At 71.4% G+C, this 21,539-nt stretch carries 21 protein-coding genes and 1 tRNA gene; 6 read left to right on the top strand and 16 right to left on the bottom strand.

Going from position 1 to position 21,539, the window contains the following annotated elements:
* Positions 1-88 precede the first annotated feature (88 nt).
* From F1C12_RS03580 to F1C12_RS03510, 15 genes are all read right to left on the bottom strand, one after another.
* Positions 89-2,653, bottom strand: a complete 2,565-nt coding sequence (locus F1C12_RS03580; RefSeq protein ID WP_185277475.1) for a helix-turn-helix transcriptional regulator — start codon at positions 2,651-2,653, stop codon at positions 89-91.
* A 215-nt stretch (positions 2,654-2,868) separates the two neighbouring features.
* Positions 2,869-3,264, bottom strand: a complete 396-nt coding sequence (locus F1C12_RS03575) for a DUF1801 domain-containing protein (protein WP_185277474.1) — start codon at positions 3,262-3,264, stop codon at positions 2,869-2,871.
* On the bottom strand, positions 3,264-3,884 hold the full coding sequence (locus tag F1C12_RS03570; protein WP_185277473.1) for a dihydrofolate reductase family protein: 621 nt from the start codon (positions 3,882-3,884) through the stop codon (positions 3,264-3,266). The genes F1C12_RS03575 and F1C12_RS03570 overlap by 1 nt, the downstream gene beginning before the upstream one ends.
* A complete protein-coding gene (locus F1C12_RS03565; RefSeq protein ID WP_185277472.1) occupies positions 3,884-4,381 on the bottom strand; it encodes an SRPBCC family protein in 498 nt (165 codons plus the stop codon). Before F1C12_RS03565 ends, F1C12_RS03570 begins: the two co-directional genes overlap by 1 nt.
* Positions 4,382-4,383: 2 nt before the next feature.
* The gene (locus tag F1C12_RS03560) at positions 4,384-4,740 is read right to left on the bottom strand and encodes an ArsR/SmtB family transcription factor (protein WP_185277471.1); all 357 of its coding nucleotides are present in this window, start codon (positions 4,738-4,740) and stop codon (positions 4,384-4,386) included.
* 40 nt (positions 4,741-4,780) lie between these two features.
* Complete coding sequence (locus F1C12_RS03555; RefSeq protein ID WP_185277470.1) at positions 4,781-5,626, bottom strand: class II glutamine amidotransferase; 846 nt, start codon at positions 5,624-5,626, stop codon at positions 4,781-4,783.
* 88 nt (positions 5,627-5,714) lie between these two features.
* Positions 5,715-6,257 carry a universal stress protein gene (locus tag F1C12_RS03550; protein ID WP_185277469.1) on the bottom strand — a complete coding sequence of 181 codons (543 nt, stop codon included), beginning with the start codon at positions 6,255-6,257 and terminating at the stop codon, positions 5,715-5,717.
* A 13-nt stretch (positions 6,258-6,270) separates the two neighbouring features.
* On the bottom strand, positions 6,271-6,693 hold the full coding sequence (locus F1C12_RS03545) for a VOC family protein (protein WP_185277468.1): 423 nt from the start codon (positions 6,691-6,693) through the stop codon (positions 6,271-6,273).
* A 128-nt stretch (positions 6,694-6,821) separates the two neighbouring features.
* Positions 6,822-7,889 carry a hypothetical protein gene (locus F1C12_RS03540; protein WP_185277467.1) on the bottom strand — a complete coding sequence of 356 codons (1,068 nt, stop codon included), beginning with the start codon at positions 7,887-7,889 and terminating at the stop codon, positions 6,822-6,824.
* A 68-nt stretch (positions 7,890-7,957) separates the two neighbouring features.
* On the bottom strand, positions 7,958-8,710 hold the full coding sequence (locus tag F1C12_RS03535) for a methyltransferase (protein WP_185277466.1): 753 nt from the start codon (positions 8,708-8,710) through the stop codon (positions 7,958-7,960).
* Positions 8,711-8,720: 10 nt separating this feature from the next.
* On the bottom strand, positions 8,721-9,680 hold the full coding sequence (locus tag F1C12_RS03530) for a phosphotransferase enzyme family protein (protein WP_185277465.1): 960 nt from the start codon (positions 9,678-9,680) through the stop codon (positions 8,721-8,723).
* A 67-nt stretch (positions 9,681-9,747) separates the two neighbouring features.
* Positions 9,748-9,820 (bottom strand) — tRNA-Val (locus tag F1C12_RS03525).
* 33 nt (positions 9,821-9,853) lie between these two features.
* The gene (locus F1C12_RS03520; RefSeq protein ID WP_185277464.1) at positions 9,854-11,419 is read right to left on the bottom strand and encodes a phenylacetate--CoA ligase family protein; all 1,566 of its coding nucleotides are present in this window, start codon (positions 11,417-11,419) and stop codon (positions 9,854-9,856) included.
* Positions 11,416-12,447: a hypothetical protein gene (locus F1C12_RS03515; RefSeq protein ID WP_185277463.1), complete on the bottom strand. Its 1,032-nt coding sequence runs from the start codon at positions 12,445-12,447 to the stop codon at positions 11,416-11,418. Before F1C12_RS03515 ends, F1C12_RS03520 begins: the two co-directional genes overlap by 4 nt.
* Before the next feature lie 63 nt (positions 12,448-12,510).
* Entirely contained in the window at positions 12,511-12,981 is a 471-nt protein-coding gene (locus F1C12_RS03510) for a peroxiredoxin (protein WP_185277462.1), read from the bottom strand.
* Between the two features lie 215 nt (positions 12,982-13,196).
* On the opposite strand from F1C12_RS03510, the gene aceE reads away from it, so the two are divergent.
* The 6 genes from aceE to F1C12_RS03480 all read left to right on the top strand — a co-directional run bounded on the left by aceE (position 13,197) and on the right by F1C12_RS03480 (position 20,852).
* Positions 13,197-15,923: a pyruvate dehydrogenase (acetyl-transferring), homodimeric type gene (gene aceE / locus F1C12_RS03505; RefSeq protein WP_185277461.1), complete on the top strand. Its 2,727-nt coding sequence runs from the start codon at positions 13,197-13,199 to the stop codon at positions 15,921-15,923.
* 11 nt (positions 15,924-15,934) lie between these two features.
* Positions 15,935-17,143, top strand: coding sequence for a PucR family transcriptional regulator (locus tag F1C12_RS03500; RefSeq protein WP_185277460.1), 1,209 nt, complete (start codon positions 15,935-15,937; stop codon positions 17,141-17,143).
* Between the two features lie 106 nt (positions 17,144-17,249).
* Positions 17,250-18,170, top strand: coding sequence for an ACP S-malonyltransferase (locus F1C12_RS03495; RefSeq protein WP_185277459.1), 921 nt, complete (start codon positions 17,250-17,252; stop codon positions 18,168-18,170).
* 13 nt (positions 18,171-18,183) lie between these two features.
* Positions 18,184-19,188, top strand: coding sequence for a beta-ketoacyl-ACP synthase III (locus F1C12_RS03490; RefSeq protein ID WP_185277458.1), 1,005 nt, complete (start codon positions 18,184-18,186; stop codon positions 19,186-19,188).
* 56 nt (positions 19,189-19,244) lie between these two features.
* Positions 19,245-19,496 carry an acyl carrier protein gene (locus F1C12_RS03485; protein ID WP_021765217.1) on the top strand — a complete coding sequence of 84 codons (252 nt, stop codon included), beginning with the start codon at positions 19,245-19,247 and terminating at the stop codon, positions 19,494-19,496.
* Positions 19,497-19,616: 120 nt separating this feature from the next.
* Positions 19,617-20,852 (top strand): beta-ketoacyl-[acyl-carrier-protein] synthase family protein, encoded by a 1,236-nt coding sequence (locus F1C12_RS03480; protein WP_185277457.1) that lies wholly within the window; start codon positions 19,617-19,619, stop codon positions 20,850-20,852.
* A 163-nt stretch (positions 20,853-21,015) separates the two neighbouring features.
* Here the strand turns inward: F1C12_RS03480 and F1C12_RS03475 are convergent, their stop codons facing one another.
* Complete coding sequence (locus F1C12_RS03475) at positions 21,016-21,519, bottom strand: DUF3145 domain-containing protein (protein WP_185277456.1); 504 nt, start codon at positions 21,517-21,519, stop codon at positions 21,016-21,018.
* Positions 21,520-21,539: the final 20 nt, after the last annotated feature.

Genomic DNA, 21,539 nt, shown 5'->3' with positions numbered 1-21,539 from the left:
TTCAGTACGCGGTCCGGCCCGCTCCGTACCGTGCGGGTGGGACGCGCGGTCTACTCACGGAGGCGGGAGGAGGCGGCCGCGGACGGCGTCAGAACCAGTCCAGCTTCGCCAGCTCGGCGCGGGCGGAGACCCCCAGCTTCCGGAAGACCTTGAGCACGTGGCTCTCGACGGTGCGCGGGCTGATTCCGAGCCGGGCGGCGATGTCCGGGTTCGACAGTCCATTGCCGACCAGGCGGGCGATCTGCACCTCGCGGCCGGTCAGCTGGGCGTGGGAGGCCTCCCACGCCCGCGTCCCGGGATCGGCCGCGTCCAGCAGTGTCCGGGCCGTGCGCTGGAGTCGCCTCACGCGCGCGCCCTCCTCCGTCCCGTCCTCGGCCAGCAGCCGCTCGGCGGCGGTCAGTGCGACGGCGGCCTGCTCGATCCGCTCCTTCGCCAGGAACCATTCGCCCAGCCCGACGAGGGCGGGGGCGTCCCCGGCGTCGAGCGACGCCTGCAGCGCGCGGTACGGCGCGACGAGGGAGCCTTCCACGTCGAGGCGGACGGAGTCGCCGACGAGCGGCGCGACGTCCCGCCCGAGGGCCGCGAAGTCGATCACCGCGTGGGTGGCCGCTGTGCTCGTGTATCCGCGTGCGGAAGCAGCCAGGACGCCCGCCGCGAGCGCGTTCGCGGCGCCGACGTCGTCGCCGTCCATGGCGAGCAGCGCCGCCTCCGGCAGGGCCGCGAGCATGCCGGGCCACGGGCCGGGGACGTGTCCGGGCGCGGACGTCTGCCGTGCCAGCGATCCGGCCGTCTGCAGCCGACCGCCGCGGACGGCCAGCAGCGAGCTGAGGGCGAGCGCGCCGAAGTACAGCTGCTCCTGGCCGAGGCCCGGCGTCCCGAGCGCCAGCACGGTCCCGAGCAGGCGCTCCGCCTCGGCGTAGCGTCCGAGCGGCACGGAGGCGACGGCCGCGATGTATGTATGCTCCCGGTACCGTTCGATGTCGAGCTCCGTCCGGGCGAGCTCGCGCTGTTCGGTCGTGCACAGGACGGCGTCGACGCACTCCCCCGCCAGCAGCAGCGCCCACGCGCGGACGGCGGCGTGCGCGCCCGCCACGGCGGAGGACGGCTCGGCCCGGACCGCGTTCAGCACCCCGAGTGCCCGGACGGGCTGCGCCGCCAGGACGAGGGCCGTCGCGCGCGCCACATCGGCCGCCGCCCAGTCGGCCTGCTCGTCCGGGTCGTACCCGGCGAACCGGTCCGCGATGTCGCCGGGTACTCCGTCGAGCTGGAGCTCTAGCGCGGTCGCGGCGGCCTCCAGGAGCGCCCCGAACCGCTCGAGGCCGGGCACGGACTCCCGCAGCAGCCCGGTGGCGCCGGTGAGGTCCCCGACGCCGAAGGCCAGCCAGCGGGCGCGGTGGACCCGGTGACGGGCGACGACGGCCGCGTCTGCGCCGTGCTCGCTGGTCTCGGCGAAGACATCCTCGATGTCCCGCGGATCGCGGTCGCCGGCGAAGAGCGCTTCGAGGTAGGCGTTGGCCGACTCCACCGTGCCGTGCCGCAGCCACTCGTGCTTGGTGGCGCTCACCCGGGCGTCGCGACTCTCGTGCAGCATCCGGATCAGGGCCGGCTCGGAGGCGGCGCCCCCGCCGGCGTGGGCGCGACGCGCGATGAGCCGGTCGAGCTCGTGCGCCGCCGGCCCACTGCCGGGTTCGAGCGCTGCCAGCTCAGCGCGGACCCGGTCCAGGATCCGGGCGTGGCGCGAGGTGGCCGGCTGCTGCTGGAAGTGCTTCGCCACCAGCGCGGGGCTGACGACGACCGTACTGCGTCCCAGCGGTCCGATGCTCTGGACGAGTCCGCGCGCCTCCAGGTCCTCGATGACGCGATGGCCGAAGAGCGCGGTGGCCGCGCGCAGGTCCAGCGGGCTCGTCAGGGACATCGCCTCCAGCGCCTCGCGCTGCTCGTCCGTGCAGCCGTAGAGCAGGCGGTCGACGACGGCGCCCATGGCGGGATGCCAGATCTCCGCGCCGGCGCTCCACAGACCGTCGTGACGGAGGATCGTTCCGTTCGCTGCTCCGATCCTGATCATCGCCCCGACGAGGCCCGGACGGCCGGCCGACTTCGCGTACAGGCGCCCGACGAGCCACGCGTCGACCGCGCCGCCCAGCATCTCGTGGGCGATGTCGGAGACCACGTCGAAGGTGACGGGGGCCAGGTCGACCGCGGCCGAGCCCATCGGCAGCAGCTGGTCGAACGCCCGCGCCGAGTCGGCGTCCGCCGTGGACGCCGTCGCGAGGACCGGGACGCCCAAACGCGCGCTGACCGCGCCGAGCGCCGCTGCGGACTGGACGTCGATGGAGGGCGCGTCGTCGACGACGATGACGCCGCGTCGTGCCGCGAGGTACTCCCCCAGCAGGTCCGCGACACCGGAGACGGACGGCGGCTTCGCCGACTTGGCGAGCAGGCCGGTGGCCTCCAGACTCTCGAACGGGCGCGCGGCGAGATGCTTGAACCCGGGCGCGACGATCGTCTCGTAGCCGCACTCGTCGAGCGCTTCGATGGCGTGGCGGGTGAAGGTCGTGCGTCCCGCCGTCGGCAGAGCGACGAGCCGGACGCTCGTCCCGGCCAGGAGGTAGTCGAGGCTGTGCCGCAACTCGGCCGCCCGGGCGAACAACAAGATAGCTCCTCCATCGGTCAGCCGAGCGCCATGAACATTTCATGCGTCCGACTAATATTCCCCGAAGAGGTCGCCGAGTCTGATGCGTCCCGAGTCGATGTGCGGGGTGACGGCGCCGCATTCCGTGCTCCGACGGCTGCCGCGTCGGTAGGAGTGCGTAAGCCGGCGCTCGGCGCGTCCGTGAGGAGCGACCGGGATTCCGATGCTCCGCCGGCCTATCGCCGGCCGACTCCCGGTCGCGACGTGATCTGCCGCATCCAGTCCGCCGCCTGGCGCTCGTCCAGGTCCGCCGGCGTCTCCAGCTCCACCCCACGGGTGGCCTTGCCCATCCCCACCGGCGTGACCGGAGGTACGGGATCGAGGGTGTCCCCGTTGACGAACATGAGCTTCACCAGCCCGTCGAAGGATCCGCAGCAGAAGCACCAGCCGTCGCCGACGCCGTAGTACGACATCCCCCACTTGACCGAGCGGGTCAAGCCGGGCAGCGTCCGGGCCGCCAGGGCGTCGACGGCCTCGGCGATGGCGCGCTGCGGCTCCGGGAGGCTCGCGATGTAGGCGAAGACCGGCTTGTCGCCGACCGCGGCCCTGGCGTCACTCGCCCGCCCGGGCATCACGCACGCTCGTGCACGGTGTAGGTGAGGTGCGTCGCGCGCGGCGACGCCTCCGAGCCGACCTGCTCCAGCCGGAGCCGGGAGTCGTCCACGGCCTCGAAGAGCCGGATGCCCTTCCCGAACAGCACGGGCGAGAGCGCGATCGAGAACTCGTCCACCAGGCCCGCGTTCAGGTACTCCACGATCGTCGCGCCGCCGCCGGCGATGCGGACGTCCCGCTCCCCTGCGGCCGCGCGCGCCCGGTCGAGGGCGACCCGGAGGTCGTCCACGAAATGGAACGTGGTGCCGCCCAGGCGCTCCCACGGGTCGCGGCGCTCGTGCGTGACGACGAACACGTCGGTGTGGAACGGCGCGTCCTCCGGCCAGGCGTGCTCGCCGGCCTCGAACATGCGCTTTCCCATCACGCTCGCGCCTGTGCGCTCGAAGGTGCGCCGGGCGACGTCGTCGTCCAGGCCCTCCTCGCCGCCGGCGCCGAGCCCCAGGTTCTGGCGGAAGAACCGGGTCGGGAAGACCCAGTGCTGCAGCTCCATCCACTGCTTGCCCATCAGCTCGTCCGGGGAGTCCGGCGCCATGAACCCGTCCAGCGACATCGAGACGCTGAAGAACACCTTCCCTGCCATCAGTCCTCTTTCTCCTTCGTCATGGTCGTCTCGACGTAGCCGGCCAGCTTGGCCAGCGTCTGCCTGCCGCCCTCGGCGGCGTGCGAGCGCTCGAGCGCCTGGTCGCGCAGCTCCCTGGTCGGGAACACCGTCCGCAGCTCGATGCGCGTGGCGTCGCCTTCCGGGGCGAACGTCAGCACGGACGCGAACGTGTCCGGGTCGTCCTTGTGCTCGCCGTGCAGCAGTTCGATGCGTTCGGGCGGCTCGATGACGGTCCAGGTGATCCACTCGGGATGCACGGTGCCGTCGGGTCCGCGCATCGTGAAGGCCCACGCGCCGCCGACGCGGAACTCGAAAGACCGCGTGGTCGTGGTGAACCCCTCGGGACCCCACCAGCGCGCGAGGTGCCTCACCTCGGTGAACGCCTCGAAAACCAGCTCGCGCGGCGCGTCGATCACGCGTGCGACGACGATCTCGCGATCGGCGGTCGAGGCCTCCACTGCTTCCGGTTCCCGCACTGCTACTCCCCTGCGCTCGGTGTTCTCGGTCCTTGGGCTTTCAGCTCCTGCACGTACGCGTCGAGCCGGTCGAAGCTCTCGTTCCAGAACCGCTCGAAGCCGCCCGTCCACTCGTGGACGGTCCGCAGGCCGCCCGCGTCGAGGCCGTAGACGCGCTGCTTGCCCGCGCGCCGGTCCTGCACCAGCCCGACCTCCTTGAGCACCCGCAGGTGCTTGGAGGCGCCGGGCTGCGGCATCCCGAGCGCTTCGGCGACCTCGTTGACCGGCCGCTCCCCCGACCGCAGCAGCGTCAGGATGTCGCGGCGGCGCGGCTCGGCGATCGCGTTGAAGACGTCCGAGGTCGTCGCTGCCCGTGCCATGCAGCGATCATATACCCATATGGGTGAGTGTCAAACGAACTCAGGCGTCGGCGCGCGCCATGAACGGCTCGTGGTGGTAGCCGTCGTCGGTGAGGATCGCGACCGTGGACTCCCCCACCTCGACGAAGGCGCCGGGGAGGTCGTTGAGCGGCTCCGACACCACGACCTTCGCCTTGTCCCCGAAAACCTCCAGGCGGGCGGCGTCCGGGTACATCTCACGCAGCTCCGGGATGGCGACCGAGTGGTAGAGGCTCCGGCTGCGTCCCGAGGTGGAGTGCCGGAAGGCCCACAGCGTCGCGCCGTCGGAGATCGCGATGGTCCCCTGCATCGGGAAGCGGACGCCGTTCGCCTCGCCGACCTCCTCGATCCGCTGGACGGTCTTCGTCATCGCGCCGATCGGGTCGTCCTGGAGGCCGAGCGTCAGGGCCAGGTAGAACATGATCTCGGAGTCGGTGGTGCCGTGGATGAGCGGATAGAGCGACGGGTCGACGGAGAACGCGAGGTCGCGCTTCATCTCGGCGAATCCGCCGAGGAAGCCGTTGTGCATGAACAGCCAGTTCTCGTAGCGGAAGGGGTGGCAGTTCGTCTGCTGGATGGGCGGGCCTGCCGCCGCGCGGACGTGCCCGAAGAACAGCGGGCTCGCGATCGAGTTGGTCAGCTCGCGCAGGTTCTCGTCGTTCCAGGCGGGCTCGGTGGAGTGGAACAGCGCGGGGACACTGCCCGCGACGGAGCCCTCCGGGTACCAGCCGAAGCCGAAGCCGTCCCCGTTCACCGTCTCGGCGCCGAGCGGCGAGTTGAGCGATTGCGCGACCAGCGAGTGTTGCGCGTCCAGGATCAGGACGGCGGGTTTGAGCGCCTCCCCCGAGTACGCGAGCCAACGGCACATGACGTCATCCCCTCCCGGATCGACCGGCTCGATCCGCAGGCACCATAACGCCGTGCCCCCTCCTCCGGGAATGGGGCTGCGGCGACTCTCAGGCGGGAGGGGCGAGCACGTCGCGATCGTCACCGTGCCCCGCGACGTGCAGCGGGACCACCAGCACCGGGCGCGGCTGGTCGTGGGCGAGGTGCGCGGCGACCGAGCCGCCCAGCCACTCCTCGAGCGCGTGCTCGACGCCCCTGCCCCGGGTGCCGACGACGATCAGCCGGGCGTCCAGCTCGACCGCGATCCGGCCGAGGGCCTTGGCGGCGTCCCCGGCGAGGATGCGCAGGCTCCAGTCCGGTGCGACCGTCCCCTGCCCGCCGCCCGGGGCCGGGTCGAGCGCGGAGCCGATCGCGGCGGCCAGGTCGAGAGCGATGCGTTCGTCGTCGGCGGCCACATCGCCCGGATGGAGCGACGCCTCCTCGCGCACGTCCGCGCGGTCCCACTCGGTGAGGTAGCTGTCCTCCGTCACATAGGCGCAGACGAGGTCGCGGCCGAGCGCGACCGCGAGGCGCGCGGCCTCCCGGGTCACGGCGGCGGCCTGACCCGGGTGCACGCCGACGATCACCGGGCCGGCGCCCGGCGGTTCGGTCATCGGACCGGAACGCTCAGGCCGACGGCGCGGAGCCCGCGATGTTCACGAGCCACTGCACGCCGAAGCGATCGACCAGCATCCCGAAGCTGTCGCCCCACGGCGCCTTGGAGAGCGGCTCGACGACCGTGCCGCCGTCCACGAGCTTGTCGTAGTAGCCGGAGAGCTGCGCCTCGTCGTCGCCGCTCAGCGAGACCGAGATCTGCGAGCCCTCCTTGAGCTCCATGTGGGCGGGGACGTCGGCGGCCATCAGGGTGAAGCCCGCGTCAGTGGTGAGCTGCGAGTGCATGATCAGGTCGGCGTCGGCCGGGTCCTGGCTCATCCCGAACTCGGCGAACGTGCTCTGCTGCAGGCTGCCGCCGAAGACGGACTGGTAGAAGTCCATCGCCTCGCGGGCTTGGGTGCGGAAGTTGAGGTAGGGGTTCAGGATGGACGGCATCTGGAGGTCTCCCTTCGTGCGCGCGCCGGATGCGCGGCTCAGGAGTCAGGCTAGCCAGTGGGCCGCGCGGGCGGGAAGGTCGGGGCCCGATGTCTGGACGCTTCGTCGGATGCGCAATCACCGAACTGTCAGGTGAGGTAGGCGGCGACGAACAGGTCACCCCGGATCTCACCCAGGGCCACGAGGATCCGCTCGACCACCGCGTCGGTGACTCCGGACGCGACGATGTCGTAAGGGCCGATCGGCGCGAGCGGAGAGCACCGGACGCGGACGACCTCCCAGCCGGCGGCGCGCAGCAGGCGGTCCTTGCGGCGGTCGGAGGCCTCCCGCGGGCCGACGTGCTCCAGGCCGTGCCGGCCGATGGTGTCGTACTCCACGGCCACGCGCAGTTCGGGCACGACGATGTCCGGCCACACCTCGAGCTGGTTGTAGAACGGCCGCGCGACGCGCACGGCGTTGTTCGACAGATCGAGGGCGAGCCGCGCGGCGAGCCGGCGCTTGAGCTCCGGCTCGGCCGCGGACGCCGGGCGCGGCGCCAGCTCGCTGACGAAGGCGTCTCCGACCGCGACCCGGTCGGCGCCGCGCCGGGCGTTCCGGCAGACCGGGCAGCGGCGGCCGCCGAGGATCCGCTCGACCGTCGTCGAGTAGGTCGGATGCCCGTGTGCGCACTGCCACGAGTAGCGCGCGGCGGTGCCGTTCTCGTGCGACAGCGCGACCCGGGAGCCCGGCGCCGCGAGGGCGATCAGCTCCTCGCGGGTCATCGAGGTGCGGTCGAGCCGGCGGCAGAGGTAGCAGCGGTCGTCGTCTGGGTCGTTCTCGATCCGGCGCAGGTCGCGCGCGTGCCCGCAGACGTGCAGCCCCGCGTCGGGCTCCGGGGTGCGGACGCGGCGCGGGACGGCCTCCTCGCTGCACCACGGGCACCAGGCCGAGCGCCGCCGGGTGCCGCCCGGGCGGGAGCGCTGCTCGTCCGGCGTGGCGATGAAGCGGTGGCCGGCGTCGCACTCCCACTGCACGTAGACGTCGGCGGCGGGCGGGATCTGGCTGAGCACGATCCCGGCGTTCAGCTCGGGATGGAACTGCCGCACGACCGTCGGATAGCGCTGCCAGTCGGCGCGGTAGGTCCCGACGGCGTACGGAATCGGGAGGCCCTTCGACCACTGCCGTCGAGCCCACCACTGCGCGACGTTCTCGGTCACGTCACCCCGTCCTTCACACGCCCACGGTACGGCGGGCCTCCGACAGCGCGCGCGTCACTGCGCCGCCCTCACAGCACGAACGGCAGCAGCGCACGCCGGTCGGCCGGGTAGTCGGGGAAGGTCTCCCGGTACCAGCGGTGGTTCGCCATCGCCCGCGGCGCGAGGTTGGCGACGGTGTAGAGCGCGAACGCGAGTCCCGCGAGGGACCAGGTGGCGATGGCCCAGCCGGTCCACTCCACGATCTCGCCGAGGTAGTTCGGGCTGGAGACGAACCGGAAGCCGCCGCCGTGCGGGATACGGTAGCCGGTTCCGCCGCGCCGCAGCCGGCGCAGGATGCGGTCGGACCCGACGTTGAGCGCGTACCCGCCGGCGAACAGGACCACGCCGATCCAGAACCGCGGATCGCCCAGCCAGGACACCGGGTAGTCGCCGTACTCGGAGATCCAGCGCGCGTTGACCCAGGCGTTGAGCAGGTTGAACAGGATGGCCAGCAGCATCACGAGCACCGGCATCCGGGACCCGGAGCGCATGAGCAGCGGGTAGACGAAGGCGCGCTGGACGTAGTGCGCCTGCCAGAGCAGCAGGAACAGCACGGGCACGAGCTCCGCCCGGTGCGCGCCGAGCAGATAGAAGGCCAGGAACGCCAGGCTCGCCGGCGCCTCCATCACGATCCAGCCGACCCGCGCCGGCACGGTCGGTCCCCAGCCCGGGCGGCCGTGGCGTCCGCCGTACGGCGCGACGATGAACAGCAGCGCGACGAAGGTCACGGCCGCGAGCACGAACTCCGCGACGACGAACCAGCGATACGGGCCCTCCGGCATGTGCGGGAGTCTAGGTTCGCGGGTCCCCGGGTGGAAGCGGCGCGCCGAGGATGCCGATCACCTGGGCGGCGACCGCGTCGGTGGCGGCGCGGTTGCGAAGGGCGGAGACGGCGGCCTTCCGCGGGTCGGTGCGGCGGGCGCGCAGGTTCCAGGCCAGGAAGACGAGGTGCCGGGCGCGCATCATGGCGGGAAGGCGGTCGAGCTCGGCGGGTTCGAGGGCGATCCGTTCGCGGTAGCCGGCGGCGACGAGCGCGGCACGGCGCGGGTCCTTGACGCCCTCCGCCCACAGGAGAAAGGCCAGCGGCCAGATCCGGGGACCGACTCCGGCGCCGGTCCAGTCGACCAGCACTATGCCGCCGTCGGCCGCCGCGACGACGTTGGGGAGGACGAAGTCGGGGTGGAGGAAGGCCTCTGGGAGCCCGTCGCCTGCGTCGGCCTCGGCGAGCTCCCGGCGGAGGGTGTCGAGGGAGGCCGCGTCGTCCGTGCCCGCGCCCTCCAGGAATCGGGAGGCTGCCGCGAGCTCGTCCGCGGGGCGTCCCTCCACGAAGTGATGCCACGCGCCGCCGGGCCGGGTCATCGCACCGCGCGGCGTGAGCAGCTGCAGGCCGGCGAGCATCCGCCCCAGCTCACGGAGGCCGCCGGCATCCCTGATGGCCTCGCGACGCTCGCTGCGCGGCACGGGGACGACGTACTCGGTGACCAGGAGTGGGCGGCCCGCCACCACGGAGACCGGATGCGCGTCCGGGCGCTCAGCGGGATAGCCGTCCTCCGCCAGGAGTCGCAGGATCTCGGCGTCGCCCTCGACCGCGGCCAGGGGCCGCTGCGCGGGGAAGACGCGCACGATCCGTTCGCGCTCGCCGCGGGCGCTGACGTGCAGGACGTCCTTGTCGAGCTCCTCGACCGCGCTCACGTGGAGGCCGTGCTCGGCGGCGAGGTGCCGCAGCAGGTCGGCGTGACGGAGGGTCGCCATGTCGGCAACTCTAGGGTGGGCCCTGCCTCGCGGCATTGCATCGAACCGATGACGTTGTGCGTGACGGTGGGCCCTGCCGGGATCGAACCGACGACATCCACGGTGTAAACGTGGCGCTCTACCAGCTGAGCTAAAGGCCCTGACTCCCCCAGCCTACCGGGCCGCGCGCGTCCTCAGCGTTCCGCCGCCCAGTCGAGGTCGAGTCCCCACTTCCCCTCCTCGCCCGCGGCGAGCTGCCACACATACTCGTTCTTCAGTTTGGCGCCATCGCCCACGAACGGGCCGGCACGGTGCGGGTAGAACGCGAGCGTCGGCAGCGTGCCGGCCGGCGCCGTGCGGATCGCGTTGTGGAAGTCGCCGTTCATCCGGCGCAGCTCCGCGACGATGCGCGGTCCCGCCTCCGCCGCCGAGAGCATGCCGGCGCCGTCGCTGAGCTGCAGCGCGATGTGGAGCTGGCGGTCGCCCGTCGCGTCCTCGAACGAGATGAGCCGGTGGTTCTCGACCGCGCGGACCAGGACCGGGTCGCCGGCGATCACGTCGCGGAGGGCGTCCGGCGCGACGACCGCGCCGTTGTAGTCGACCGACAGGTCCGAGCGGCCGTAGTGGAACAGCAGCGGGAGGTCGAGGAAGCGCTCCGCGAGCACCTGGGTGTGGCCGCGCGAGCGCAGCGCCGGCACCACATCGCGCATCCGGAGGACGTGACCGCGGTCGTGGATGTTGTACCGGATGCGCGGGTTGATGTTCTCCTTGCGGACGATCGTGACGACCAGCTCGCCCTCCGCATTGGTCTCGATCAGGTAGTCGTACGGGTTGAACTGGAACACCATCGGCAGCACGCCGTACTCCCGCTGCCGGGTCAGCCGGGCGGCGAGCTCGGGATCCGCCACCAGCGCCTGGCGCAGCGCGACGGTGAACTCCGTCTCGATGGCGATGTTGATCTCCAGGTCGCTCGCCCCGTACGACCCGAACGCGGTGGTGGCGTAGCGGAGGATGTGGGCGCGCATGCTCTCGCTGATGCCCTCGCCGCCGAACGCCGCGACGATGTCGTACTGCGCCCAGTCGATCCGGTCGTCCTCGAATAGCGCCTTCAGGAACGGCGGGTAGCTCAGGATGATGTACGTGTAATCGGTCCCGAACTCGCGCATGGTGGCGACGATCTTGTCGCGGTCGGGGCCGATCGACTTCATCATGGTGACCTCGGTGAGCGAGGTCGTCACATTCATCCCCGTCGCCCACGCGCCGAGCGAGAAGGCGTTCAGCACGAAGGGCTGCTTGCGCAGCGTCGTCGCCGTGCGGGAGAAGCCGACCTGGAGGAGCTGCCGGGTCGCCAGGCGCTCGTCGCGGCCGCGCACCCAGCTCGTCGGGACGCCCGAGCTGCCGGAGGACTCGTCCACCACCACGCCGCGCCGGGGCAGCCGGCCGCCGACGCAGCGCTCCGGGATGCTCCAGCGCTTGATGTAGGAGTCCTTGTCCATCTCCGGCAGCGCGGCGAACTCGGCGGCCAAGGCAGCGCCGCGCAGCCGGGGCGCGACGCCCCGTTCGGCGAGGAACGCGCGATACGCCGGCACGCGGCGGGCGGCGCGCTCGAAGGTCCGCCACGCCCGCCAGCGCCCCAGCTGCCAGCGCAGCGGCTCGATGCCGGGGCCGAGCAGGATCTTGTGCGTGTTGACGCTGTGCGTGAACAGCCGGACGAAGCCGTCCTGCAGCCACACGAACGCGAACACGACCGCGCGCCTCATCGGTCCGCCCCCACGAGCATGGCCGCTGCGGGACGGCGGTGGGCGACGGGAGGCGGGGCGCTGCGGCCGAAGCGGAACAGCATCCACGCCATCCGGCCGTCGCCCTCCCGGATGCCGGCGGCGGAGACGAACCGTCGGTGCGACTCCGGGTTGGTGATCACCGTGCCGAACGGGTGGAGGGCGAGGCCGTGCGCGGTGAAGGCGAGCCAGAGCCGGAGGAAGACGCGGCCGGCGGTGACGTAGTCGTCCGGCCCGGCGAAGGGTCCCTCCAGCCAGCCGAGCTGGTGCACGCCGCGCATGGTGTTCAGGTAGACGCCGCGGATGACGGGCCCGACGACCGGCGCCGTCCAGAGCTCGCGGTGGCTCATGGCGAAGCGGAGGATTGGGCCGGGCAGCAGCATCGCCTCCGCGCTGAGGCCGTCCCCGCGGTCGGCGGCCTCCCGGCGGCTGAACCGCAGCCAGGTCATGATCTCGTCGTAGACGGCGTCGTCCTGCAGGTCGGAGAACAGGGTGGACTGGTTGATCCGGACGAGGTCGCGGACGGTGCGGGCGTCCTCTGTCCAGCCGAAGCGCTGGCCGCCGGAGTCCGCGATCGCGGCGGCGTCCGCCACGGCACCCTCCGGGACCGCCGTCCCGTCGTAGGGCCGGCGCGAGGTCTGCCTGCGCAGGAACAGCGCGTGCCGGACGCGCTCGTCGTCGCCGGCCGGCGCGTCCACCAGGGTCAGCAGGCCGAGCGAGTGCAGGCGGTCGTTCACCCCGAAATCCATCTCGCGCAGGTCGAGGCGCTCCTCCACCCGGTAGCCGTGGCCGCCGGCGACCGCGGCGAGGCTCTCGAGGAAGACGCCGGCGCAGACGTGGGCGAACGGGATGCCGAACGACTCGGCGGGCAGCCCCAGGTCGAGGTCGTAGTAGAACTCCGCGGTGCGTTCGTCGATCGGGCGCACTTTGATCGGCTGCGAGTTGTGCGGCGACGGGTAGCGGCGCGCGTCCTCCAGGACGGCCGTCCACGCCGACGAGAGATCATCCATGAGGGCGACGCTAGCGGTACACCCTCGCGCTCAGTATCCGTGACAGCACGGTGGCGAGACCCCCTAAACGTGGGCCGGGAGCAACTCCAGTGCGGCCTTGTACGTCTCGATCGAGCGGGCCTCCCCCGGCGCCGTGATGAACGACGCGCGGATGATGCCGGTCTCGTCGATCAGGAACGTCGCGCGGTTCGCGAAGCCCTTCTCGGGCAGGAAGACGCCGTACTCCTTGGCGATCTCGCCGTGCGGCCAGAAGTCGGCCAGCAGGCTGAAGTCGTAGCCCTCCTGCTCGGCCCAGGCGCGCAGCGTGTACTTCGAGTCGACGGAGATGGCCAGCAGCTCCACGCGGTGGTCCTGGAACATCGCCAGGTTGTCGCGCAGCGCGCACAGCTCGCCCGTGCAGGTGCCGGAGAACGCCAGCGGGAAGAAGACGAGCGCGACGGCCTTGGAGCCGCGGAAGTCGCTCAGCCGGACCGAGCGGCCGTGCTGGTCGAGCAGTTCGAAGTCGGGAGCCTGGGTGTCGTTCTCCAGAGCCATGTGACGGTGTCCTTTCACGCGCCCCGGGGACGATTCCACCCGGCCGGCGCACGAGGACACAGCATAGACCCGGTGCAGGGAAGCGCCAACCCGGGGACGGTCACCGGTGCTCCTGAGTTGCGGCTAGGCTGAACGATGGTGCCCGCGGAATTGTCGCGACCCGACAAGCGATGCGCCCCTTCCACGATCCATCCGACACAAGAAAGAGGTCGAGGGTGACTGTAAACGACCAGGACCCGTACTCGATGAATAACATCGACTCGGACCCCGAGGAGACCGCCGAATGGCGCGAGTCCCTCGACGCACTGGTTGCGGCACACGGCCATGAGCGCGCTCGCGAGATCATGCTGAGCCTGCTGAAGCGCTCGAAGGAACTGCACCTCGGCGTGCCGATGGTGCCGACCACCGACTACATCAACACCATCTCCCCGGAGAACGAGCCGGACTTCCCCGGCGACGAGGAGATCGAGCGCCGCTACCGGGCGTGGATCCGCTGGAACGCGGCCATCCTCGTGCACCGCGCGCAGCGCCCCGGCATCGCCGTCGGCGGCCACATCTCGACCTACGCGTCGAGCGCCGCCCTCTACGAGGTCGGCTTCAACCACTTCTTCCGCGGCCAGGACCACCCGGGCGGCGGCGACCAGATCTTCGTCCAGGGCCACGCCTCCCCCGGCACCTACGCCCGCGCGTTCCTCGAGGGCCGGCTCAGCGCCGACCAGCTCGACGGCTTCCGCCAGGAGAAGTCGCACGCCGGCGGCGGCCTGTCGTCGTACCCGCACCCGCGGCTCATGCCCGAGTTCTGGCAGTTCCCGACGGTGTCGATGGGCCTCGGCCCGATCAACGCCATCTACCAGGCGCAGCTCAACAAGTACCTCACCAACCGCGGCATCAAGGACGCCTCCGACCAGCACGTCTGGGCGTTCCTCGGCGACGGCGAGATGGACGAGGTGGAGTCGCGCGGCCAGCTCCAGGTGGCGGCGAACGAGAAGCTCGACAACCTGACCTTCGTCATCAACGCGAACCTGCAGCGCCTCGACGGCCCGGTGCGCGGCAACGGGAAGATCATCCAGGAGCTGGAGAGCTACTTCCGCGGAGCCGGCTGGAACGTCATCAAGGTGATCTGGGGCCGCGAGTGGGACGACCTGCTCGCCCGCGACACCGACGGCGCGCTGGTCAACCTGATGAACCAGACGCCGGACGGCGACTACCAGACCTACAAGACCGAGAACGGCGCCTATGTGCGCGAGAACTTCTTCGGCCGCGACCCGCGCACGCTCGAGCTGGTCAAGGACTTCACCGACGACGAGGTCTGGAACCTCAAGCGCGGCGGCCACGACTACCGCAAGGTCTACGCGGCCTTCAAGGCGGCCGTCGAGCACAAGGGCCAGCCCACCGTCATCATCGCCAAGACCATCAAGGGCTACGGCCTCGGTCCGTCCTTCGAGGGCCGCAACGCGACCCACCAGATGAAGAAGATGACGCTGGACAACCTCAAGACGTTCCGCGACGCCATGCGCATCCCGGTCACGGACGCGCAGCTCGAGGAGAACCCGTACCTGCCGCCGTACTACAACCCCGGGCCGGACGACGAGGCGATCCAGTACCTGCACGACCGTCGTCGCGCGCTCGGCGGCTACGTCCCGGAGCGCCGCGTGAAGTACACGCAGCTGAACCTGCCGGACGACTCGGCCTACGCCATCGCCAAGAAGGGCTCCGGCACGCAGGAGATCGCCACCACCATGGCGTTCGTCCGCCTGCTCAAGGACCTGCTGCGCGCGAAGGACTTCGGCCACCGCATCGTCCCGATCATCCCGGACGAGGCCCGCACCTTCGGCATGGACGCGTTCTTCCCGAACGCGAAGATCTACAACCCGAACGGCCAGCACTACACCTCGGTCGACCGGGAGCTGCTGCTGGCCTACAAGGAGAGCCCGCAGGGCCAGATCATCCACGTCGGCATCAACGAGGCGGGCGCCCTCGCGGCGTTCACCAACGTCGGCACGTCGTACTCGACGCAGGGCGAGCCGCTCATCCCGGTCTACGTCTTCTACTCGATGTTCGGCTTCCAGCGCACCGGCGACGCCATGTGGGCAGCGGGCGACCAGATGGCGCGCGGATTCATGATCGGCGCGACCGCCGGCCGCACCACGCTGACCGGCGAGGGCCTGCAGCACGCCGACGGCCACTCGCTGCTGCTCGCGTCGACCAACCCGGCCGTCGTGGCCTACGACCCGGCCTACGGCTACGAGATCGGGCACATCGTCCGCTCCGGCCTGGAGCGGATGTACGGCGAGTCGCACCCGAACCCGAACGTCATGTACTACCTGACGGTCTACAACGAGCCGATCGTGCAGCCTGCCGAGCCGGAGGGCGTGGACGTGGACGGCATCGTCCGCGGCATCTACAAGCTCCGCGACGGCGGCGAGGGCGGCCCGAAGGCACAGCTCCTCGCGTCCGGCGTCTCGGTGCCGTGGGCGCTGGAGGCCCAGCACCTGCTCGCGCAGGACTGGGGCGTGTCGGCGGACGTGTGGAGCGTCACCTCGTGGGGCGAGCTGCGCCGCGACGGCCTGGCGGCCGAGGAGCACAACTTCCTCTACCCGCAGCAGGAGAAGCAGGTGCCGTACGTCACCCGCAAGCTGCAGGGCGCCGACGGCCCGTTCGTCGCCGCGACCGACTACATGCACGCGGTGCCGGACCAGATCCGTCAGTTCGTGCCAGGCGAGTACGCCACGCTCGGCGCCGACGACTTCGGCTTCTCCGACACCCGCGCCGCCGCGCGCCGGTTCTTCAAGATCGACGGGCCGTCGATCGTGGTCCGCACCCTGGAGCTGCTCGCGGCCCAGGGCAAGGTGGACCCGAACGCTCCGGCCTGGGCCATCGAGAAGTACCTGCTGCACGACGTGAACGCCGGCACCACCGGCACCGCGGGCGGCGAGTCCTAGACCGCGGGCCCGTGCCGACGACACCGGAGAGGACGAAGTCCGAGACGCTTGCGTGGCTGCGCAAGATCTCGGGCGAACTCGCCACGACCACGCTGAAGCGGCTGGAGGACACGCTCCCCTGGTACCGGGACATGCCCCCCGGCCGCCGCAGCGCGGTCGGCCTGGTCGCCCAGGCGGGCATCTCCTCCTTCATCTCGTGGTTCGACGACCCGCGGTCGACGCCGTGGATCGCGGCCGACGTCTTCGGGGCGGCTCCCCGTGAGCTGCTCCGGAGCGTCAGCCTGCAGCAGACCCTGCAGCTCATCAAGATCACCGTGGAGGTGGTCGAGGAGCGCGTGAAGAGCGGCGGCAACGAGGCTCTCAAGGAGGCCATCCTCCTCTACTCGCGCGAGATCGCGTTCGCCGCGGCCGACGTGTACGCGCGCGCCGCCGAGGCGCGCGGCCTCTGGGACGCGCGGCTGGAGGCCCTGGTGGTCGACAGCATCCTCACCGGCGAGTACGACGACGAGCTGCCCAGCCGGATCGCCGCGCTCGGCTGGCACGGCCACGGCGAGGTGAGCGTCCTGGTGGGCACCGCCCCCAAGATGCTCGACGTCGACCAGCTGCGCCGCACCGCCCGTCACATGTCGGCGGATGTCCTGATCGGCGTGCAGGGCAGCAGGCTGGTGCTCGTCATCGGCCGAGCCCTCCCGGCCGACGCTGTGAACGAGGACGCCATCGGCGCCGCTCCCGCGGTCAGCTTCCTGGAGATCGCGCAGCAGCTGGAGCCGGGCTTCGGCGCGGGCCACCTGGTGCTCGGCCACGAGGTCGCGAGCCTGGTGGACGCCTCCAAGAGCGCGAAGGCCGCGCTGGCCGGCTTCGCGGTCGCGAAGGCGTGGCGCAACTGCCCGCGTCCGGTGCACGCCGACGACCTGCTCCCCGAGCGGGCGCTCGCGGGCGACGGGCTCGCGCGGGCCACCCTGATCAGCCGCATCTACCGCCCGCTGCAGGCGTACTCCACGGAGTTGCTGACGACGCTGTGGTGCTACCTGGACAACGGGAGGTCGCTGGAGGCCACCGCGCGCGAGCTGTTCGTGCACCCGAACACGGTGCGTTACCGGCTGAAGCGCGTGTCGGAGGTCATCGGCTGGGACGCCACCGGGGCCAGGGAGGCGCTGATCCTGCAGGCCGCTCTCATCGTCGGCTCGATCAACGAACCGGACGCGCCGCGGCGGCACTGACCGCCGGCCGTGGGCGACCTCGACTGTAGACATTCACAAAGCATCGCCGAATAGTTCATACACATCCGACACATCCGCTCGGCGGAAGATTGGCAGACTTGAACCCGTGATCGTCATCGCGTGCCCGGGACAGGGTTCCCAGACCCCCGGCTTCCTCGACCCGTGGCTCACCGAACCGTCGTTCCGTGACCAGCTCACCCGCATCTCCGACGCGGTCGGCATCGACCTCGTCGCGCACGGCACGGTGAGCGACGCGGACACCATCCGCGACACCGCGGTGGCCCAGCCGCTGATCGTGTCGGCCGGTCTCCTGACGCTCTCGGCCCTCCTGGCCGATGGCCGCCGCGAGAAGGTCGGCGGCATCGCCGGGCACTCGGTGGGCGAGCTGACGGCGGCCGCCGGCGCCGGGGTGCTGTCCGAGACCGACGCGGTCGCCTTCGTCCGGGAGCGCGGCGCCGCGATGGCCCGCGCCGCCGCCGAGGCGCGCACGGGCATGAGCGCCGTCATCGGCGCCGACGAGGACGAACTGCTCGCGAAGCTGGACGCCCTCGGCCTCTCCCCCGCCAACTACAACGGCGGCGGCCAGATCGTCGTCGCCGGCGATCTCGACGCGCTCGCGAAGCTCGCCGAGGAGCCGCCGGCCCGCGCCCGCGTCATCCCGCTGCAGGTCGCCGGCGCCTTCCACACGCGCTACATGGCGCCGGCGGTGCCGACGCTGGAGGCGTTCGCCGCGACGCTGACCACGAACGACCCGACACTGCGGCTCTGGACCAACAAGGACGGCTCGGAGGTCGCCGACGGCGCTGAATTCCTGCGCCTGCTCGTCGGCCAGGTCTCCTCGCCGGTGCGCTGGGACCTCGACATGGCGGCCTTCCAGGAGGCCGGCGTCACCGGCATCATCGAGGTCGCCCCCGCCGGCGCCCTCGTCGGCCTCGCCAAGCGCGGCCTGAAGGGCGTCCCCGCCGTCGCGGTGAAGACCCCCGACGACCTGCCCGCCGCGTTCGACCTCATCGACCAGGCCGCCTAGGAGGACCGCAGCCATGACCCACCCCACCCTGCAGCAGTCCCACGGCCCGCAGTACACCCGCATCCTCTCGATCGGCGCGGCCCGCGGCGACCTCGTCGTCCCGAACGACGACCTGGTCGGCCCGATCGACTCCTCCGACGAGTGGATCCGCCAGCGCACCGGCATCATCACGCGCACCCGCGCCAGCCACGACGTGGGCGCCGTCGACCTCGCCACCGAGGCCTCCAAAGAGGCCATCGAGAAGTCGGGCGTCGACCCCAAGCTCATCGACGCCGTGATCGTCGCGACGATCTCCAACCCCCAGCAGACCCCGTCGCTGGCCGCGGTGCTCGCCGACAATGTCGGCGCCAACCCGGCCGCCGCCTACGACATGAACGCTGCGTGCGCGGGCTACGCCTACGCCGTCGCCCAGGCCGACGCGCTGATCCGCACCGGCCAGGCGCACTACGCGCTGGTCGTCGGCGCGGAGAAGCTTTCCGACGTGGTCGACCCGACCGACCGCACCATCTCGTTCCTGCTGGGCGACGGCGCGGGCGCCGTGGTCATCGGCCCGAGCGAGTACCCGGGCATCGCCAAGACGGTGTGGGGCTCGGACGGCTCCAAGGCCGGCGCGGTCGGGATGGGCAACACGCTCACCGAGTACCGCGACGGCGAGGCCCCGTGGCCGACCCTGCGCCAGGACGGCCAGACCGTCTTCCGCTGGGCGGTCTGGGAGATGGCGAAGGTCGCCAAGCAGGCGCTCGACGCCGCCGGCGTCACGCCCGACCAGCTCGCCGCCTTCATCCCTCACCAGGCGAACATGCGGATCGTCGACGAGTTCGCCAAGCAGCTCAAGCTGCCGGAGACCGTCGCGATCGCCCGCGACATCGAGACGACCGGCAACACCTCGGCCGCCTCGATCCCGCTCGCCACGCACCGGCTCCTCCAGGAGCGTCCCGAACTGTCCGGCGGCCTCGCGCTCCAGATCGGCTTCGGCGCCGGTCTGGTCTTCGGCGCGCAGGTCGTCGTGCTCCCCTAGGGCCTGCCCTAGACTGATCAACGGTCAAAACGACACCCCCTCAAGGAGAAAACACCATGGCATTGTCCACCGAAGAAGTTCTTGCCGGCCTGGCCGAGCTCATCAACGACGAGACCGGCATCGCGACCGACACGGTTGAGCTGGACAAGTCGTTCACCGACGACCTCGACATCGACTCGATCTCGATGATGACCATCGTGGTCAACGCCGAGGACAAGTTCGACGTGAAGATCCCGGACGAAGAGGTCAAGAACCTGAAGACCGTCGGCGACGCCGTCGAGTTCATCGTCAAGGCGCAGGACGCCTAAGCACCGCAAGAAGAAACTTCCTACGCGCGGGCGGAGCCGGGCCTCCGGCAGGGTTCCGCCCGCGCGGGTAGCAGCGCTCTGCGCGCTGCGCCGTTGTTCCTACTACACGGAGTTGCCGTTATGACCAAGAAGATCGTCGTCACCGGCGTGGGCGCATCCTCCCCGCTCGGTGGCACCGCCCCCGAGAGCTGGGAGGCGCTGCTGGCCGGGAAGTCCGGAGCACGCAGCCTCACGCACGACTGGGTGGCCGAGCTCGAGCTGCCCGTCACATTCGCCGCGGAAGCGCTCGTGCGCCCCGACACCATCCTCGACCGGCCGACCGCCAAGCGCCTCGACCCGTCCAGCCAGTTCGCGCTGGTCGCGTCGCTGGAGGCCTGGGCCGACGCCGGCTCCCCCGAGGTCGCCCCCGAGCGCCTCGGCGTCGACTACGCCACCGGCATCGGCGGCGTCTGGACGCTCCTCGACGCGTGGGACACCCTGCGCGAGCGCGGACCCCGCCGCGTCCTGCCGATGACCGTCCCGATGCTGATGCCCAACGCCGCGTCCGCCGCGGTGTCCATGCACTTCGAGGCCCGCGCGTTCGCGCGCACCGTGGCCTCCGCATGCGCGTCGAGCACCGAGTCGCTGGTCAACGCGTACGAGCACCTGCAGGCCGGCCTCGCCGACGTCGTCATCGCCGGCGGCACCGAGTCCGCCATCCACCCGATCACGATCGCGTCGTTCGCGTCGATGCAGGCGCTGTCGCGCCGCAACGACGACCCGGCGTCGGCCTCCCGCCCTTACAGTGTCGACCGCGACGGCTTCGTCATGGGCGAGGGCGCCGCCAGCCTGGTGCTGGAGACCGAGGAGCACGCGCTCGCCCGAGGCGCCCGCATCTACGCGGAGATCGTCGGCGGCGGCGTGACGGCCGACTCGTACCACATCACCGCCAACGACCCGGAGGGCCGCGGAGCCAGCCGTGCGGTCCGGCTCGCTCTCGAGCAGGCCGGCGTCTCCCCCGACGAGGTCACCCACATCAACGCGCACGCCACCAGCACGCCGGTCGGCGACCCGTCCGAGTACGTCGCCCTGCGCGAGGTGTTCGGCGAGCGGGTGCACGACATCCCGGTGTCGGCGACCAAGGCGTCGACCGGCCACCTGCTCGGCGGCACCGGCGCGCTGGAGGCCGTGTTCACGATCTTCGCGCTGCGCGACCGCGTCGCCCCGCCGACGATCAACATCACCGAGATGGACCCGGCGATCCCGCTGAAGGTCTCCGCCGAGCCGCAGCCCCTAGGCGACGGCCCGCAGCTCGCGATCAGCAACTCCTTCGGCTTCGGCGGCCACAACGCCGTAGTCGCGATCCGCTCGGTCTAACCACGCGAAACGTGAGTAGTCGCGGGAATCGCATCGTCGATTTCCGCGACTAGTCACGTTTCGGCGGCCGTGAAGAAGGCCCCGGTCGCAGGACCGGGGCCTTCTTCTGTTCACCGCGTGCGGACGGCCGAGCCTGGCCCGTCGCGGGAGTCGGTGGTGCGGGTCAGCCGACCTTGTGCAGCCAGATGACCGAGGTGTCGTCGTGAGCGCGCCGGAACGGCTCCAGCTCGTCGTCCCACGCCTGGCCGAGCGCGAGCCGCAGCTCGCGGTGCAGGTCGAGCGGGTTGGGCCCTGCGACCTCCATCGCGTAGCGGATGCGGTCCTCCGGCACGACGGTGTTGCCCGCGGTGTCGGTCTGGACGAAGAAGATCCCGAGGTCTGGGGTGTGCATCCAGCGACCGCCGTCGGTGCCGAGTCCGGCGTCCTCCGTCACCTCGTAGCGCAGGTGCTCCCAGCCGCGCAGCGCGGTCGCGAGGCGCGCGCCGGTGCCCTGGGGGCCGTCCCAGAAGAACTCGGTGCGCTGGGCGCCCTTCAGCACCGGCTGCGTCTCCCAGGTGAAGTTGACGGCGCGACCGAGTGCGCGTCCCGCCGCCCACTCGATGTGAGGGCAGAGCGCGCCGGGAGAGGAGTGCACGTAGAGCACTCCTCGAGCTGCGTGAGCCGTCATGGTTTCCTCCTTCGTCGGTA

Source organism: Leifsonia shinshuensis, assembly GCF_014217625.1.
GTDB classification, from domain to species: Bacteria; Actinomycetota; Actinomycetes; order Actinomycetales; family Microbacteriaceae; genus Leifsonia; species Leifsonia shinshuensis_A.
Note: the sequence above shows the minus strand (reverse complement) of the source record. Positions and strands in the feature narration are given on the sequence as shown.

Bases quoted from the DNA above. Each gene is read 5' to 3' on its own strand.
- F1C12_RS03575 (WP_185277474.1), bottom strand. From the start codon at position 3,264: ATGCCCGGGCGGGCGAGTGACGCCAGGGCCGCGGTCGGCGACAAGCCG.
- F1C12_RS03570 (WP_185277473.1), bottom strand. From the start codon at position 3,884: ATGGCAGGGAAGGTGTTCTTCAGCGTCTCGATGTCGCTGGACGGGTTC.
- F1C12_RS03560 (WP_185277471.1), bottom strand. From the start codon at position 4,740: ATGGCACGGGCAGCGACGACCTCGGACGTCTTCAACGCGATCGCCGAG.
- F1C12_RS03555 (WP_185277470.1), bottom strand. From the start codon at position 5,626: ATGTGCCGTTGGCTCGCGTACTCGGGGGAGGCGCTCAAACCCGCCGTC.
- F1C12_RS03550 (WP_185277469.1), bottom strand. From the start codon at position 6,257: ATGACCGAACCGCCGGGCGCCGGCCCGGTGATCGTCGGCGTGCACCCG.
- F1C12_RS03545 (WP_185277468.1), bottom strand. From the start codon at position 6,693: ATGCCGTCCATCCTGAACCCCTACCTCAACTTCCGCACCCAAGCCCGC.
- F1C12_RS03535 (WP_185277466.1), bottom strand. From the start codon at position 8,710: ATGCCGGAGGGCCCGTATCGCTGGTTCGTCGTCGCGGAGTTCGTGCTC.
- F1C12_RS03530 (WP_185277465.1), bottom strand. From the start codon at position 9,680: ATGGCGACCCTCCGTCACGCCGACCTGCTGCGGCACCTCGCCGCCGAG.
- F1C12_RS03520 (WP_185277464.1), bottom strand. From the start codon at position 11,419: ATGAGGCGCGCGGTCGTGTTCGCGTTCGTGTGGCTGCAGGACGGCTTC.
- F1C12_RS03515 (WP_185277463.1), bottom strand. From the start codon at position 12,447: ATGGATGATCTCTCGTCGGCGTGGACGGCCGTCCTGGAGGACGCGCGC.
- F1C12_RS03510 (WP_185277462.1), bottom strand. From the start codon at position 12,981: ATGGCTCTGGAGAACGACACCCAGGCTCCCGACTTCGAACTGCTCGAC.
- F1C12_RS03490 (WP_185277458.1), top strand. From the start codon at position 18,184: ATGACCCACCCCACCCTGCAGCAGTCCCACGGCCCGCAGTACACCCGC.
- F1C12_RS03485 (WP_021765217.1), top strand. From the start codon at position 19,245: ATGGCATTGTCCACCGAAGAAGTTCTTGCCGGCCTGGCCGAGCTCATC.
- F1C12_RS03480 (WP_185277457.1), top strand. From the start codon at position 19,617: ATGACCAAGAAGATCGTCGTCACCGGCGTGGGCGCATCCTCCCCGCTC.
- F1C12_RS03475 (WP_185277456.1), bottom strand. From the start codon at position 21,519: ATGACGGCTCACGCAGCTCGAGGAGTGCTCTACGTGCACTCCTCTCCC.